The sequence below is a fragment of the Rahnella woolbedingensis genome (assembly GCF_003602095.1).
Taxonomy (GTDB): domain Bacteria; phylum Pseudomonadota; class Gammaproteobacteria; order Enterobacterales; family Enterobacteriaceae; genus Rahnella; species Rahnella woolbedingensis.
In genome coordinates, this window is sequence record NZ_RAHH01000010.1 from 1 (window position 1) to 15,692 (window position 15,692).

Annotated in this window: 11 protein-coding genes and 6 tRNA genes; 13 read left to right on the forward strand and 4 right to left on the reverse strand. The window is 49.6% G+C overall.

Annotated features, from left to right (window positions below; genetic code table 11):
• Positions 1-517 precede the first annotated feature (517 nt).
• Positions 518-1,045 (forward strand): flavodoxin FldA, encoded by a 528-nt coding sequence (fldA, locus tag D6C13_RS09855; RefSeq protein ID WP_112287653.1) that lies wholly within the window; start codon positions 518-520, stop codon positions 1,043-1,045.
• A gap of 314 nt (positions 1,046-1,359) precedes the next feature.
• Positions 1,360-1,815, forward strand: a complete 456-nt coding sequence (gene fur, locus D6C13_RS09860; protein ID WP_015698140.1) for a ferric iron uptake transcriptional regulator — start codon at positions 1,360-1,362, stop codon at positions 1,813-1,815.
• Positions 1,816-1,992: 177 nt separating this feature from the next.
• On the opposite strand, the gene chiQ is transcribed toward fur, so the two are convergent.
• The 4 genes from chiQ to nagE all read right to left on the reverse strand — a co-directional run bounded on the left by chiQ (position 1,993) and on the right by nagE (position 8,074).
• Positions 1,993-2,334: a ChiQ/YbfN family lipoprotein gene (gene chiQ, locus D6C13_RS09865; RefSeq protein WP_167458011.1), complete on the reverse strand. Its 342-nt coding sequence runs from the start codon at positions 2,332-2,334 to the stop codon at positions 1,993-1,995.
• A 13-nt stretch (positions 2,335-2,347) separates the two neighbouring features.
• A complete protein-coding gene (gene chiP / locus D6C13_RS09870) occupies positions 2,348-3,811 on the reverse strand; it encodes a chitoporin ChiP (RefSeq protein ID WP_120132599.1) in 1,464 nt (487 codons plus the stop codon).
• Positions 3,812-4,251: 440 nt separating this feature from the next.
• Positions 4,252-5,922 carry a glutamine--tRNA ligase gene (gene glnS, locus D6C13_RS09875; protein ID WP_120132600.1) on the reverse strand — a complete coding sequence of 557 codons (1,671 nt, stop codon included), beginning with the start codon at positions 5,920-5,922 and terminating at the stop codon, positions 4,252-4,254.
• A gap of 205 nt (positions 5,923-6,127) precedes the next feature.
• Positions 6,128-8,074, reverse strand: a complete 1,947-nt coding sequence (gene nagE / locus D6C13_RS09880) for a PTS N-acetyl glucosamine transporter subunit IIABC (protein ID WP_120132601.1) — start codon at positions 8,072-8,074, stop codon at positions 6,128-6,130.
• Between the two features lie 501 nt (positions 8,075-8,575).
• On the opposite strand from nagE, the gene nagB reads away from it, so the two are divergent.
• The 11 genes from nagB (at position 8,576) to D6C13_RS09935 (ending at position 15,666) form a co-directional block, all read left to right on the forward strand.
• On the forward strand, positions 8,576-9,376 hold the full coding sequence (gene nagB / locus D6C13_RS09885; RefSeq protein ID WP_112287648.1) for a glucosamine-6-phosphate deaminase: 801 nt from the start codon (positions 8,576-8,578) through the stop codon (positions 9,374-9,376).
• A 150-nt stretch (positions 9,377-9,526) separates the two neighbouring features.
• Positions 9,527-10,666 (forward strand): N-acetylglucosamine-6-phosphate deacetylase, encoded by a 1,140-nt coding sequence (gene nagA / locus D6C13_RS09890; RefSeq protein WP_120132602.1) that lies wholly within the window; start codon positions 9,527-9,529, stop codon positions 10,664-10,666.
• Positions 10,667-10,686: 20 nt separating this feature from the next.
• The gene (gene nagC / locus D6C13_RS09895) at positions 10,687-11,910 is read left to right on the forward strand and encodes a DNA-binding transcriptional regulator NagC (RefSeq protein WP_120132603.1); all 1,224 of its coding nucleotides are present in this window, start codon (positions 10,687-10,689) and stop codon (positions 11,908-11,910) included.
• 57 nt (positions 11,911-11,967) lie between these two features.
• Positions 11,968-12,720 (forward strand): HAD-IIA family hydrolase, encoded by a 753-nt coding sequence (locus tag D6C13_RS09900; protein WP_120132749.1) that lies wholly within the window; start codon positions 11,968-11,970, stop codon positions 12,718-12,720.
• Positions 12,721-13,081: 361 nt separating this feature from the next.
• Complete coding sequence (asnB, locus tag D6C13_RS09905) at positions 13,082-14,746, forward strand: asparagine synthase B (protein WP_120132604.1); 1,665 nt, start codon at positions 13,082-13,084, stop codon at positions 14,744-14,746.
• Between the two features lie 228 nt (positions 14,747-14,974).
• Positions 14,975-15,051 (forward strand) — tRNA-Met (locus tag D6C13_RS09910).
• An 8-nt stretch (positions 15,052-15,059) separates the two neighbouring features.
• A tRNA-Leu gene (locus D6C13_RS09915) sits at positions 15,060-15,144 on the forward strand.
• A 23-nt stretch (positions 15,145-15,167) separates the two neighbouring features.
• A tRNA-Gln gene (locus D6C13_RS09920) sits at positions 15,168-15,242 on the forward strand.
• A gap of 70 nt (positions 15,243-15,312) precedes the next feature.
• Positions 15,313-15,387, forward strand: a tRNA-Gln gene (locus tag D6C13_RS09925).
• A gap of 83 nt (positions 15,388-15,470) precedes the next feature.
• A tRNA-Met gene (locus D6C13_RS09930) sits at positions 15,471-15,547 on the forward strand.
• A gap of 44 nt (positions 15,548-15,591) precedes the next feature.
• Positions 15,592-15,666: transfer RNA gene (locus D6C13_RS09935), tRNA-Gln, on the forward strand.
• Positions 15,667-15,692 lie beyond the last annotated feature (26 nt).

Below are 15,692 nucleotides of genomic sequence, written 5' to 3' on the forward strand. Positions count from 1 at the left end.
AAGGGTCCATGTTGAGCATGAACCCTTTTTACACGAGCCACCGGATCGGTCAACTGATCCTTAAACGATCGGCATTACCCTGATGGTAATATTTTTCAAAAACTGCACGATATGCCTCTCTCGAAACAGAACTGTTTCTGGTCTGAGGATTGACGGGGATGCGGAGAATCAAGACAGGTAACCAGCAGGCTTACGCCCCGGGACATGTTTGAACACCTCTCCGGGCATCGATTTCTTTATTATGATGAGATTGCTCTCGAATCATCTATCGGCTGGACGTGCATAAACTTAAGGAAGGAGCAGAGTTATTTCTTAACTTTGCTAATTACCCTGAGAAACGTTGAGGTTAATTAGCACACGATGGCGATAACACTTTAAAAAATAGCCCGATAAACTTATTCCCCAGTTAAGAAGGCGAGCAGAAACATATTCTCCGCCTCGCGAGTTTGGTATCATCTTCGCTATTATTGCCTGCAATGCAGGGCACTTCATTTAGAACAAGAGGTTAGGTAATCTTATGGCCGTTGTAGGTATCTTCTTTGGATCCGATACAGGTAACACCGAAAACATCGCAAAAATGATCCAGAAACAACTGGGTAAAGATGTTGCTGAGGTGCATGACATTGCGAAGAGCAGCAAAGAGGATCTGGAAAAATTCGATATTTTGCTGATCGGAATTCCAACCTGGTATTACGGTGAAGCGCAGTGTGACTGGGACGACTTTTTCCCGTCGCTCGAAGAGATAGATTTCGAAGGTAAGCTGGTAGCCCTGTTTGGCTGCGGCGATCAGGAAGACTATGCCGAGTATTTCTGCGATGCGCTGGGTACCGTGCGCGATATCATTGAGCCACGCGGCGCTGTGATTGTCGGTCACTGGCCAACAGAAGGTTATCATTTCGAAGCCTCTAAAGGCCTGGCTGATGATAAGCACTTCATCGGACTGGCAATTGACGAAGACCGTCAGCCGGAACTGACTGCTGAACGTGTTGATGCGTGGGTGAAACAGATCACAGAAGAACTCAGCCTTTCAGAAATTATTGGCTAAAAACCCTGTTGGCCCTGAGGATTTATTCTACAATTGAAGGGCCAAACTATTACTGAAATTAACAATTTAACCGCTACAAAATTGTAACTTTCGGTCGTATCAAGGTACACTGAGTTCATCTGTTTTTTCTATCGATCAAGTCGTTGCATTATTAATGTGACAGATAATATGTGATCTTTATTAACAGGCTGTCGTTTACGAGAATGGGCACACTTCCCTTAAACAAAGAACAGCAAACGAACAATTTTGTGCCGCCGATGCCACAGGCTGCATGCCTCAACTTGATTAGCACATAGTAACAGGACTGAATCCGCATGACTGACAACAACACCGCACTGAAGAAAGCCGGCTTAAAAGTCACGCTTCCGCGCCTCAAAATCCTGGAAGTGCTGCAAGCGCCGGAAGGTCATCACGTTAGTGCGGAAGATCTTTACAAGCAACTGATTGATATGGGCGAAGAAATTGGTCTGGCCACGGTTTACCGTGTTCTTAACCAGTTTGATGATGCCGGTATTGTCACCCGTCATAACTTCGAAGGCGGCAAATCCGTATTCGAACTGACTCAGCAACATCACCACGATCACCTGATCTGCCTGGATTGCGGTCGTGTGATTGAATTCCGTGACGAATATATCGAAGGTCGTCAGCGTGAGATTGCTAAAAAACACGGCATCAAACTGACCAACCACAGTCTGTATCTGTACGGTCACTGTGAAGCAGGCGACTGCCGTGAAGATGAATCTCTGCACAACGACAAACCTGCGCACTAATCTGCCGGTTTTTGTTGTCGCAAGGGATCTGAATGACAAGTTATCTGAATAAACTAACCGCTGAAAAGCGGTTTTTTTATGCCTGCGGTTCGGGATAAGAAGCTGATGTAGCTAAAACGTCAAAACCCCGGCAAGCCGGGGTTGTGTTCTCAATGATGTTTTGCCCACACTCTGCGATTAGTGAGCGGGTGCTGGCGCGTTACTGGATTTGATTTCCTGCCAGATTTTGCCGCAATCCGCCGCATACGCCTGACCATCACCGGTTTTACTCGCCGTCAGACAGCGCTGATAATCCACCACGCGTACCGTTTCCTGATCGGCAAATTTCTGGTGGGCTTTTTCCTGTTTCAGCTTGTCCAGCAACACCTGACAGGTCGCCAGTTTGTCCGGATTACCTTCCGACGCATTAATACACGCTCTGTAGTCTTCACGCGTTTTGGAAATCTGTGCCTGATCGCCGGTTGGCGCGCAGCCTGCCAGCAGAACAGCTGATACCACAATCATCAGTAATTTATTCATCGACATAACGACCTCAGAAAATAGTGAATGGAGCAATAACGATGAATTTCACGTCTTTTTCATCCTGGAATATGTTGCCGTAACCCCCGCCCCAGCTCGGAATATCCGAATGGTTGTCGTATTGGGTGTAATGCAGTTTGAACAGCGTACCTTTCGCGCGGCCTTCCTGAATGGTGTAAAGCGCATCCAGACTCCAGGCGCTCTCTTTCAGACGCTGGCTTTGATCATAGGCGGCGTTAGTGCTCGGTTTGGCGTCCCACGCATAAACGTAAGACCCCCCGACGGCGAGACCCGGCAGATCCCATTTCGCCAGATCATAAAGTACACCGGCATACACTGCTTTTTCGCCGTTGGCGTTGAAGTCCGAACGGTTATCCCACCATACGTCCAGACGACCGTTTGAAGAGGAATACGTCGGCGTCATACGTTGCAGGAAGTAGCCCTGATTACCTTCCGCTTTGACCATCGTGCCTTCCAGGCGCCAGTTAAACTGCCCCGTGGTGTAGCCGAAAGTCAGCGCCTGCAACCAGGCCAGTCCGTCGTACAAGCTGTTCGGATCGTTCTTGTCGCTGATGCGGTCTTCCGCACCATAGAACTGGTAACTGGTGGTCAGCGGATTGCCCATCAGATCGATTTTGTACGACGCTTTGGCAAAGTACTGATCGACATAACTTTCAGCCTGACCAAAAGCACCTTCCAGTACGAAATCATTTTTGAAGTCGTATTTCGCACCGAGAGAATGGATATACGAAACACCGGTTTTTTTATCGTTCTGGCGGAAATCATCCATTTCCAGATGCCATGGAGATTTATATTCGTCAGCCCACATGTAGGAGAAACTCAGTTCGCCCGGATCACCGAAATCATGCTTGTAGCCCGCTTCCGCACCGCGGTAAGTCCCCGGCATGAAACTCCAGTGTGGTGCAATCAGCGTCTGACCGGTTGGCTGAATGTAACCGGCATGTCCCCAGAATCCGCCGTATTTAAATTTACCGGCAGCTTTATACAGGCTGACCCCGCCTTTATCGCCCGAATAATCTTCGTCGTAAGCGTGGTTTTTAGAGGAGAACGCGATTTCGTTTGGATGGCCGCTGTCGCTGGCTTCGGCTAATTCAATGGCAGTAAATGCAGCGACGTCGATCCCGAACATATCCCAGGCATAGCCGGAGGAGAAATCGAGATTCAGGTTAGCGGTGGAATGCGAAAGGTTGGTGGCGTACTTGTCGTAATCGGGATTGTTCACCGTGACTTTTGAGCCATCAGGGCGAGTTTCTTCTTTGGTTTTGTTGAGGTCTTTGCGGTCACGTTCACGCTGCCAGTAATACACGCCGCCGGTCAGCGTCGAATCGTCAATAAAGCCTGCCGCCTTGGCGTCTTCTGAAAACATCATTCCGCCACCCAATAAGGTGCCGGCAAGAGAATAAAGTGCAGGTTTCAGGTAAGCCGATCCCCTGCCCCTGTTAAGGTGCTTGTGCATAGAAATTCCTCATTTTTGACTAAAAAATACGAACAAAACCCAAACGGGTATTAAAAACGGCCGCCAAAGGCGTAACCGGTTAAATCAACACCAAGAGTATTTTTCGCGACGCGAATTATCAATGGGTAATTACTCATTGATCGCCGAAGTATGACAAAGTGCACATAAAGATGAAAAAATGTAACAAAAGTCTATAGAAATAGATTAGGCAGAGGAGTAATAAAAATAAATAACAAAATCAGTAAAATGACGTTTTCCGGCTTCTATTTAAACGTTTCAGCACACAAAAAACAGGGTTTAAAAGCAAACATTAAAAACACATTAATTCGCGATGAAAAACATAATTGGCAAATGTCAGGCATAAAAAAACGCAGCCGGAGCTGCGTTTAATGTTAAGCCGTTCTAAAACAAGTCGATCAGAACCCGCCGTTCAGAGGCAATTACGCGACGGGCTTGCTTTCCCAGGTATCACGCAGGCCAACGGTACGGTTGAACACCAGATTATCGGCGCTTGAGTAGCGACTGTCGGCGCAGAAGTAACCTTCACGCTCGAACTGCAGGCTGATTTCAGCCTGAGCGGCCACCAGAGAAGGCTCAACAAAACCGTGAGCAATCACCAGCGATTCCGGGTTGATCGTGGTCAGGAAGTCTTCTGCCTGGCCAGGATTGGCAACGCTGAACAGACGGTCATACAGACGAAATTCCGCCGGTTTACCTTCAGACGCAGAAACCCAGTGGATCACACCTTTCACCTTGCGGCCATCGGCAGGATCTTTGCTCAGTGTTTCGATATCGTAAGAACAGAAGATGGTGGTGATATTACCTTCTGCATCTTTCTCAATACGTTCCGCTTTGATCACATACGCATTGCGCAGGCGAACTTCTTTGCCCAGCACCAGACGTTTGTACTGTTTGTTGGCTTCTTCGCGGAAATCGGCCTGATCGATATAGATTTCGCGGGTGAACGGCACTTCGCGGGTGCCCATTTCCGGTTTGCTCGGATGGTTTGGCATTTTCACCCTCTGCACGTCTTCACCGGTAAAGTTTTCAATGATCACTTTAACCGGATTGATAACAGCCATGGCGCGCGGTGCGTTTTCGTTCAGGTCATCACGGATACAGGATTCCAGCGCCATCATTTCGACGTTGTTATCTTGTTTCGTTACGCCGATACGACGGCAGAATTCACGGATAGACGCGGCAGTGTAACCACGGCGACGCAGACCGGAAACGGTCGGCATACGCGGATCATCCCAGCCTTCAACGATATTATCCGTCACCAGCAGGTTCAGCTTACGCTTGGACATGATGGAATATTCGAGATTCAGACGGGAGAACTCGTACTGGCGCGGATGGCATGGAATGGTGATGTTATCCAGCACCCAGTCGTACAGACGGCGGTTGTCCTGGAACTCCAGCGTACACAGTGAATGTGTGATCCCTTCCAGCGCATCGGAAATGCAGTGGGTGAAATCGTACATCGGATAGATGCACCACTTAGTGCCGGTCTGATGGTGTTCTGCAAACTTGATACGATAAATCACCGGATCACGCATCACGAAGAATGGTGAAGCCATATCGATTTTTGCACGCAGACACGCAGCGCCTTCGGCAAATTCACCGTTACGCATTTTTTCGAACAGCGCGATGTTCTCTTCTACGCTGCGATCGCGGAACGGGCTGTTTTTACCCGGCGATGTCAGGGAACCACGGTATTCGCGGATCTGGTCCGGAGACAGTTCATCAACATAAGCCAGACCTTTATTGATCAGTTCCAGCGCGTAGGCGTGCAGCTGATCAAAATAATCCGAAGAGTAATGAATATCACCACTCCAGTCGAAACCTAACCATTGCACGTCGTGTTTGATTGAATCAACGAATTCAATATCTTCTTTTGCCGGGTTGGTATCGTCAAAACGCAGGTTGCACTGTCCCTGATAGTCTTGCGCGATGCCAAAATTCAGGCAGATAGATTTCGCATGACCAATATGCAGATAGCCATTAGGCTCGGGCGGGAAACGGGTATGAACGGTATTGTGTTTCCCGGTCGCCAGATCTTCATCAATAATCTGACGGATAAAATTTGTTGGGCGGGCTTCTGCCTCACTCATTGTGCAATTCCTCTACGCGACATTTGACTCTACGGATAACCGCTTATGTTCCAACAAGCCACGTAAGGAAACAACCGTTAGTTGCATAAAATCGTGGTTATCTGCATGACGTCTGCTTAGAAGCAATAAAAAAGCGGGAAGAGATTGCTCTCTTCCCGCGATTGGACTTTTTGCATTACTTTCGACTGTTACTTAATCAGCAGAATTATTTACTCTGGATTTCGAACAGTTTGGTCTGACCGGCAACTACAGAGCCGCTGGCCAGAGAAATCACACCGGTATAATCGTCGATGTTGCTGACCACAACCGGGCTTATCATTGAGCGCGCGTTGGCGTTCAGATAATCCAGATCCAGTTCCAGTACAGGCTGACCCGCGACGACCGTTGCGCCTTCTTCGACCAGGCGGGTAAAGCCCTGACCGTTCAATGCAACCGTATCAATCCCCATATGTACCACGATTTCAGCGCCGGAAGTGGTTTCCAGGCAGAACGCATGGTTGGTATTGAAGATTTTCACCACAGTACCGGCCGCAGGAGAAACCACGGTTTTATCTGTCGGACGAATCGCCACGCCATCACCGACGGCTTTGCTGGCAAATGCTTCATCTGGCACCTGATCCAGCGCAACAATGTCACCGGTAACCGGCGAAACCAGCGTTTCAACAACCGTTTTCACGCTGTTTGGCACAGCCTGAGGAGCCGCTTTAACCGCAGCAACGGGTGTAGCTACACCTGCAGGAACCGGACCACGAGCCATCACTTTCTTCATGGCATCAGCCAGAGATTCGGCTTTAGCACCGACGATAACCTGAATGCTTTGTTTGTTCAGACGAACGATACCTGATGCGCCCAGACGCTTACAGGCCGCGTCATCAACGGTGCCGGCATCTTTTACGTTCAGACGCAGACGGGTAATACAGGCATCAATCCCTTTGAAGTTATCAGACCCCCCCAGAGCACCAATGTAGCTCACAGCCAGCTGATTCAGACCTTCTTCAGTGTTGCTGTTCGCTTCTGGTTCACCGATATGGTCAACGTCGTCTTCACGACCTGGCGTTTTCAGGTTGAACATACGGATAATGACGCTGAACAGAACGAAGTAGATGATGAAGAAAATCACACCCATCACCAGCAACATCCAGACGTTTTTACTTGCTGCCGGCAGGTTGTACATCAACGCATAGTCGATGGCGCCCGCAGAGAAGGAGAAGCCTGCATGAATGCCCAGAGCAGTTGCGATGTACAGGCTGATCCCGGTCAGGATGGCGTGTACTAAGTAAAGCAACGGAGCAAGGAACATGAACAGGAATTCTAACGGTTCAGTAACACCGGTCAGGAATGCCGTCACCGCCACTGATACCAGCATACCGCCAACCAGCGAACGACGTTCTTTCGGTGCCGCGAAGTACATTGCACATGCTGCGCCTGGCAGACCGAACATCATGATTGGGAAGAAGCCGGACATGAACATCCCTGCAGTGCCGTCACCCGCGTAGAAGCGGTTGATGTCACCGTGGAATACAGTCCCTGCAGCGTTGGTGAAGTCACCAATCTGGAACCATGCAATGGTGTTCAGAACCTGATGCAGACCGGTTGGGATCAGCAAACGGTTTACGAAACCAAAGATACCTGCACCGAATGCGCCAGCACCTACGATCCACTCCCCGCCCGCACGGATTGCATCCTGCACCGGAGGCCAGACGTAACCGAAGATAGCGGCCAGAATCAGACAGAAGAAGCCCGTTGCGATAGGAACAAAGCGTTTCCCACCGAAGAAGCTCAGGAAGTCAGGCAGTTTGATATCAGACCAGCGGTTGTAAACCATACCGCCCACCAGACCGGTAATAATACCGGCCAGCACGCCCATGTTTACCGCCGGGTTGATGGTGACCATCGCTTTAGTCAGGATGAAGTAACCAATACCGCCCGCTAAAGCTGCTGCACCCGCGTTGTCTTTAGACCAGCTGGATGCCACACCGATAGCAAAAATTAATGCGAGGTTATCGAAAATCCCGCCACCGGCTTGCGCGATGAAAGGCATATTAAGAAGATCAGGCTGACCGAAACGCAGCAATAAAGCAGCGACCGGTAGTACGGCTATCGGCAGCTGTAGCGCTCTGCCTAAACGCTGAAAGAATCCAAGAATATTCACATTTCCCCCTATCCGCCGTCAGGCGAATCACCTAAGTAGTTTAATTAGTATGGTTACTACCTTTACATTTAACGTTCCGATTTAACCGACTGCACTTATAACTAACAGCAATGCGAGTGTAAAAAGATTATTTCGTATCGCAAATTAAAACCTCTCTTTTTGTGAGAAATGTCACCAAAAAGAGGTCATAACATGCCATCAGACTGGTCAACACACAAAACTTATTTTATCATTAAAAAAATCTAGACGGCATTGTGCCAGTCATAAACCGCCGCGGTGGTTTACGCTTAACAAGACCGCCTTTGAACTGACGAACTTAGTTTTTACTTTGACTACGTATATCCGCAGTCATTGACGTTGCAGGAAGGCAGCAATCGAGTGAATCCCGATGAGCTTACACAGGTAAGTGAATCGGGTGAGCGAGAGCAGCCAACGCCCCTGCAAGGTCAAGGACAAAGGATATCAACAGTATATTCAATATTCTGAAACTAGAGGTACGTGATGAGACTTATTCCTTTAAACACCACCACTGAAGTTGGCAAATGGGCTGCACGTCATATTGTTGAACGCATTAACGCTTTCAAACCTACCGCCGACCGTCCTTTCGTTCTGGGCCTGCCTACCGGTGGTACCCCTCTCGAAGCTTACAAACATTTAATCGCCATGCATAAAGCAGGCCAGGTTAGCTTTAAGAACGTTGTTACTTTTAACATGGACGAATATGTTGGTCTGCCACAGGAACATCCTGAGAGCTACCATACCTTCATGTACAAAAACTTCTTTGACCACGTTGATATTCCACGCGAAAACATCAACCTGCTCAATGGTAATGCACCAGACGTTGACGAAGAATGCCGCCAGTACGAAGCGAAAATTAAGTCTTACGGCAAAATTAACCTGTTCATGGGTGGCGTGGGCAACGACGGCCATATCGCATTCAACGAACCGGCTTCTTCCCTGGCTTCCCGTACGCGTATCAAAACCCTGACCCACGAAACCCGTATCGCGAACTCCCGTTTCTTCGACAACGATGTGTCTCAGGTGCCAAAATTTGCTCTGACCGTTGGCGTGGGTACACTGCTGGATGCAGAAGAAGTGATGATTCTGGTTACCGGTCATGCGAAAGCACAGGCTCTGGAAGCCGCTGTTGAAGGCAACATTAACCACATGTGGACCATCAGTTGCCTGCAATTGCACGCAAAAGCCGTTATGGTATGTGACGAACCGTCCACCATGGAACTGAAAGTCAAAACTGTTAAATATTTCCGCGAGTTAGAAGCGGAAAATATGAAAAATCTCTGATTCAAAATTGTGCCCAAAGCCAGTCGCGTTGCGGCAAGGCGGCGACGAAGCGAATCTCCGGGAGCTTACTCAAGTAAGTGACCGGAGTGAGTGAGGCAGCCAACGCAGCAGCAGCGTGACTGGAGAAGGGCAAACGTACTAGGGGGCATGATGTACGCATTGATTGAGGGCCGGATATATACCGGTCATGACGTTCTGGATAACCACGCGGTAGTGATTGCGGATGGCAAAATCGAACGTGTCTGCCCGGTGAGTGAATTGCCGGCGAATGTGGAAACCCGCAGTCTGGACGGCGCCATTCTTGCCCCCGGATTTATCGATCTGCAACTCAATGGTTGTGGCGGCGTGCAGTTCAACGATTCTCTGGAAGCGATTTCCGTAGAAACGTTAGAAATCATGCAGAAAGCCAATGAAAAATCCGGCTGTACCAGTTTCTTACCGACGCTGATTACCTGTAGCGATGACTACATGAAACACGGTATCAGCGTGATGCGCACCTATCTGGAAAAGTATCCGAACCAGGCTTTGGGTCTTCATCTGGAAGGGCCCTATCTCAGCCCGGCGAAAAAAGGCACGCATAATCCTGCCTTTATCCGCCTGCCAGACAGCGCCATGATTGATTTCCTGTGCGCTAACGCCGATGTGATCACTCAGCTGACGCTGGCACCGGAACAGGTTGAAGCAAAATATATCCGCCAGTTACGTGATGCCGGGATCGTGATTTCCGCAGGCCATTCAAATTCTACTTATGCTGAAGCACGTGCCGGTTTTGCGGCAGGTATCAGCTTTGCGACGCACCTTTATAATGCAATGCCGGCGATTACCGGTCGTCAGCCAGGCCTTATTGGTGCAATCTTCGATACGCCTGAAGTGTACACCGGCGTGATTGCAGACGGTTTACATGTGGACTGGGCCAATATCCGCAACGCGAAAAAGCTCAAAGGCGAAAAGCTGGTGCTGGTCACAGATGCCACTGCTCCGGCTGGCGCGAATATTGATGAGTTCATTTTTGCCGGTAAAACAATATACTACCGTGACGGACTCTGTGTGGACGAAAACGGTACGTTGAGCGGCTCTGCGCTGACGATGATCGAAGCGGTGCAAAACAGCGTCGAACATGTCGGCATTGCTTTGGATGAAACGCTGCGTATGGCATCGCTTTATCCGGCTCGTGCCATTGGTCTTGATGACCAGCTTGGCAGCATCGAAGCAGGTAAAGTCGCTAACCTCACCGCGTTCACTCATGATTTTAAAATCACAAAAACTATCGTTAATGGTGACGAAGTTTAATTGAGCGGATAACAGCATTGATGACAACTGGCGGACAGCAGGCACAAATCGGCAACGTTGATCTGGTTAAGCAGTTAAACGGGGCGGCGGTTTACCGCCTGATTGACCAACAAGGGCCTATCTCGCGCATTCAGATTGCCGATATGAGCCAGTTAGCGCCCGCCAGTGTCACCAAGATTACGCGGCAATTGCTTGAGCGCGGGCTTATCAAAGAAGTGGAACAGCAGGCTTCTACCGGAGGCCGCCGCGCAATCTCCATTATTACCGAAACCCGTCCTTTCCATGCGATTGCCGTCCGTCTCGGACGTCATGATGCGACGATTACGCTCTATGATCTCAGTGCCAAATCGCTGGCAGAACAACATTACGCCCTGCCCGAGCGCACTCAGGAAACGCTGGAGAACGCGCTGTTCGAAGCCATCGCCCAGTTCATCGAGATGAATCAGCGTAAAATCCGCGAACTGATTGCCATATCTGTCATCCTTCCAGGGCTGGTCGATCCGAATAAAGGGATCGTGCGCTACATGCCGCATATCAGCGTCGGTGCGTGGAAATTAGTGGATGCGCTGGAAGCCAAATTTAAAGTCACCAGTTTTGTCGGCCACGATATCCGCAGTCTGGCGCTGGCTGAGCACTACTTCGGTGCGACCCGCGACTGTCAGGACTCCATTTTGGTTCGCTTACACCGCGGAACCGGTGCCGGGATCATCGTTAACGGTCAGATTTTTCTTGGCAGTAACGGCAACGTCGGTGAAATCGGGCATATCCAAATCGATCCGCTGGGCGAGCGCTGTCACTGCGGTAACTTCGGTTGTCTGGAAACCGTTGCAGCCAACGCCGCCATCGAAAACCGCGTGCGCCATCTGCTGACACAAGGCTATGCCAGCAAACTGAGCCTGGAAGACTGTTCGATTTCTGCCATTTGTAAGGCCGCCAATCGTCACGATGCGCTGGCTACCGAAGTGATAGAGCATGTGGGGCGCCAGTTGGGTAAAGGCGTTTCGATTGCGATTAACCTGTTTAATCCGCAAAAAGTGGTGATTGCCGGTGAAATCACGGAAGCCGACAAAGTGCTGCTTCCTGCCATTCAGAACTGTATTAATGCGCAGGTTCTGAAAGATTTCCGCCGCAATTTACCGGTAGTCACTTCAGCCCTGAATCATCAGTCCGCGATTGGCGCTTTTGCTCTGGTCAAACGGGCTATGCTCAATGGCGTTCTGTTGCAGCGCCTGATGGAAAATTGAGACGTGCTATAGTATCGGGCTGCCAGGAATGGGACTGAAAATGTGGGTTTGGAAATCATGACAATAAAGAACGTAATTTGTGACATTGATGGCGTGCTGCTGCACGACAATACCGCAGTACCCGGCGCCGACCGTTTTCTGGCGCGAGTTCAGGAACAGGGAATGCCGTTAGTTATTCTCACTAACTACCCTTCCCAGACAGCGCAAGATCTGGCAAACCGTTTCAGCGCGGCCGGTCTTGACGTCCCCGAGAGTGCGTTCTTCACTTCCGCCATGGCGACCGCTGATTTCCTGAAACGCCAGGAAGGCAAAAAAGCCTATGTCGTCGGCGAAGGTGCGTTGATCCATGAACTGTATAAAGCCGGTTTTACCATTACCGATATCAATCCTGATTTCGTGATCGTCGGCGAAACCCGTTCTTATAACTGGGATATGATCCATAAAGCCGCTTATTTCGTGGCAAATGGCGCGCGCTTCATAGCAACGAACCCTGATAATCACGGGCATGGTTTCACCCCTGCCTGCGGCGCGTTATGCGCCCCTATCGAAAAAATTACCGGCCGCCAGCCGTTTTACGTGGGCAAGCCGAGCCCGTGGATCATCCGCTCGGCGCTCAATAAAATGCAGGCGCATTCCGAAGAAACGGTCATTGTGGGCGATAATCTTCGCACCGACATTCTGGCGGGCTTCCAGGCGGGGCTGGAAACCATTCTGGTGCTGACCGGCGTTTCCACTCTCAATGATATTGAGGGAATGCCCTTCCGCCCGACCTGGATTTATCCTTCCGTTGCCGATATCGACGTGATTTAACGGTACTGATAAGTCTATGAAAACGAGCCAGGATGGGTATCCCGGCTCGTTTTTTTTTGTCTTGCTGTCTGATATTTATCCACTTTTCTCTTTTTTTGAATCCTCCTCAATTTTTGGCGATTAAATTAATAATCCGCTAATGAAATCGCCATAAAACTGGTGATTCGTTAAAGATACACCACCATCAACCAACTATTTATCAGAAGAGCGTTAAATCACTTGCACAACATGGGGGTTTTGACGCATTTTCATAGTCAGCAACGCAACAAACGCCGGCTAAAACTGCAATAACGGCAACGTTGATCCTCATTCATAAACATAAAAATGACAGCCAGAGAAACGTCGTTAGGGAGAAAGTAATATGTGTTCAATTTTCGGTGTGCTCGATATCAAAACTGACTCCATCGAGCTGCGCAAAAAAGCGCTGGAACTGTCGCGCCTGATGCGTCACCGCGGACCAGACTGGTCCGGCGTGTTTGCCAGCGATAAAGCGATTCTGTCGCACGAGCGTCTGTCCATCGTTGACGTGAACAACGGCGCACAGCCTTTGTACAACGCGGCACACACTCACGTTCTGGCTGTTAACGGCGAAATCTACAACCATCAGGCTCTGCGCGCAGAACTGGGCGACAAATATGAATTCCAGACCGCGTCCGACTGCGAAGTGATTCTGGCGCTGTATCAGGAAAAAGGCCCTGCCTTCCTGGACGAACTGCAAGGCATGTTCGCCTTTATTCTGTATGACACAGAAAAAGATGCGTACCTGATCGGCCGTGACCATCTGGGCATCATCCCGCTGTATATGGGATACGACGAACACGGCAACATGTATGTCGCTTCTGAAATGAAAGCGCTGGTACCCGTTTGCCGCACCATCAAAGAATTCCCGGCTGGCAGCTATCTGTGGAGCCAGGAAGGTGAAATTCGCGAATACTACCAGCGTGACTGGTTTGATTTCGAAAACGTCAAAGACAACGTCACTGACGCTGCTGCACTGAAAGATGCACTGGAAGAATCAGTGAAAAGCCATCTGATGTCTGACGTGCCTTACGGCGTGCTGCTGTCCGGTGGTCTGGATTCGTCCGTAATTTCCGCGATCACCAAGAAATTTGCCGGTCGCCGTATCGAAGATAAAGATCAGAGCGAAGCCTGGTGGCCGCAGCTGCACTCCTTTGCTGTCGGTCTGGAAGGTTCACCTGATCTGCGCGCCGCTCAGGAAGTGGCTAACCATTTGGGCACCGTGCACCACGAAATTCATTTCACCGTGCAGGAAGGTCTGGATGCTATCCGCGATGTTATTTATCACATCGAAACTTACGACGTCACGACTATCCGCGCATCTACGCCGATGTATCTGATGTCGCGTAAAATCAAAGCGATGGGCATCAAAATGGTGTTGTCTGGCGAAGGCGCAGACGAAGTGCTGGGCGGCTACCTGTATTTCCACAAAGCGCCGAACGCCAAAGAATTCCATGAAGAAACCGTGCGTAAATTGCTGGCCCTGCACATGTACGACTGTGCGCGTGCTAACAAAGCCATGTCAGCCTGGGGTGTGGAAGCCCGTGTACCGTTCCTGGACAAAAAATTCCTCGACGTCGCTATGCGTATCAACCCGAAAGACAAAATGTGCGGCAACGGCAAGATGGAAAAACATATCCTGCGTGAATGTTTTGAGTCTTATTTGCCACACAGTGTGGCGTGGCGTCAGAAAGAACAGTTCTCTGATGGCGTAGGTTACAGCTGGATCGATACCTTAAAAGAAGTGGCCTCTCAGCAGATCACCGATCAGCAGCTTGAAACTGCGCATTTCCGTTTCCCGTACAACACGCCGACGTCTAAAGAAGGCTACCTGTACCGTACGATTTTTGAAGAATTGTTCCCGGTTCCAAGCGCGGCTGAATGCGTGCCTGGCGGCCCTTCAGTGGCCTGTTCTTCCGCGAAAGCCATTGAGTGGGATGAAGCGTTCAAAAACATGGACGATCCTTCTGGCCGTGCTGTGGGCGTGCATCAGTCTGCCTACAAATAATCGAATTACCGGTTAATCTCGTTGTAGTAAACGGGCCTCTCCAGGCCCGTTTTTTTGTGGGTAAAGTCAGTAAAAATAATGTCTTTTGTCCAATTAATCACCAGAGTGGTTATAACCCAGACAAATGGACGCAATCAGGGCTTTTTCTCCAAAAAAGGTGTTGACGCAAAACGGTCATATACGCATAATGCGCCCCGCAACGCCGATGAAGGTAGCGCGAAAAAAGATGGCTACGTAGCTCAGTTGGTTAGAGCACATCACTCATAATGATGGGGTCACAGGTTCGAATCCCGTCGTAGCCACCATCTTTTTTGCGGGAGTGGCGAAATTGGTAGACGCACTAGATTTAGGTTCTAGCGCCGCAAGGTGTGCGAGTTCAAGTCTCGCCTCCCGCACCATTTCCAGACATCGGTAGCACAGTTGGGGTATCGCCAAGCGGTAAGGCACTGGTTTTTGATACCAGCATTCCCAGGTTCGAATCCTGGTACCCCAGCCATTTTCTTATCTTTCACATTGCTGTACTGATGTGTTTGTGAGGAAAATCCAATTTGAAGAAGTTGTACTGTTGGGGTATCGCCAAGCGGTAAGGCACTGGTTTTTGATACCAGCATACCCTGGTTCGAATCCAGGTACCCCAGCCATACTTCTTTCTGTATAATTGGTAAGCACTTGAAATTTATTATTAAATTAGTGCTTGAAGTTTTGAAGTAAGTCAGTAAAATTTGGCTACGTAGCTCAGCTGGTTAGAGCACATCACTCATAATGATGGGGTCACAGGTTCAAATCCCGTCGTAGCCACCATTTTACTTGCAGTACACTGCTCAAAAGGTAGTGAGAAACAAAATTGGGGTGTCGCCAAGCGGTAAGGCTCTGGTTTCTGATACCAGCATACCCAGGTTCGAATCCTGGCACCCCAGCCACATTAAGAAAGCCCGCCTCGTGCGGG

Excerpts from the sequence above, each read along its gene's own strand:
- nagC (WP_120132603.1), top strand. The coding sequence starts at position 10,687 with ATGACAACTGGCGGACAGCAGGCACAAATCGGCAACGTTGATCTGGTT.
- fur (WP_015698140.1), top strand. The coding sequence starts at position 1,360 with ATGACTGACAACAACACCGCACTGAAGAAAGCCGGCTTAAAAGTCACG.
- nagB (WP_112287648.1), top strand. The coding sequence starts at position 8,576 with ATGAGACTTATTCCTTTAAACACCACCACTGAAGTTGGCAAATGGGCT.
- asnB (WP_120132604.1), top strand. The coding sequence starts at position 13,082 with ATGTGTTCAATTTTCGGTGTGCTCGATATCAAAACTGACTCCATCGAG.
- nagA (WP_120132602.1), top strand. The coding sequence starts at position 9,527 with ATGTACGCATTGATTGAGGGCCGGATATATACCGGTCATGACGTTCTG.
- D6C13_RS09900 (WP_120132749.1), top strand. The coding sequence starts at position 11,968 with ATGACAATAAAGAACGTAATTTGTGACATTGATGGCGTGCTGCTGCAC.
- chiP (WP_120132599.1), bottom strand. The coding sequence starts at position 3,811 with ATGCACAAGCACCTTAACAGGGGCAGGGGATCGGCTTACCTGAAACCT.
- fldA (WP_112287653.1), top strand. The coding sequence starts at position 518 with ATGGCCGTTGTAGGTATCTTCTTTGGATCCGATACAGGTAACACCGAA.
- chiQ (WP_167458011.1), bottom strand. The coding sequence starts at position 2,334 with ATGAATAAATTACTGATGATTGTGGTATCAGCTGTTCTGCTGGCAGGC.
- glnS (WP_120132600.1), bottom strand. The coding sequence starts at position 5,922 with ATGAGTGAGGCAGAAGCCCGCCCAACAAATTTTATCCGTCAGATTATT.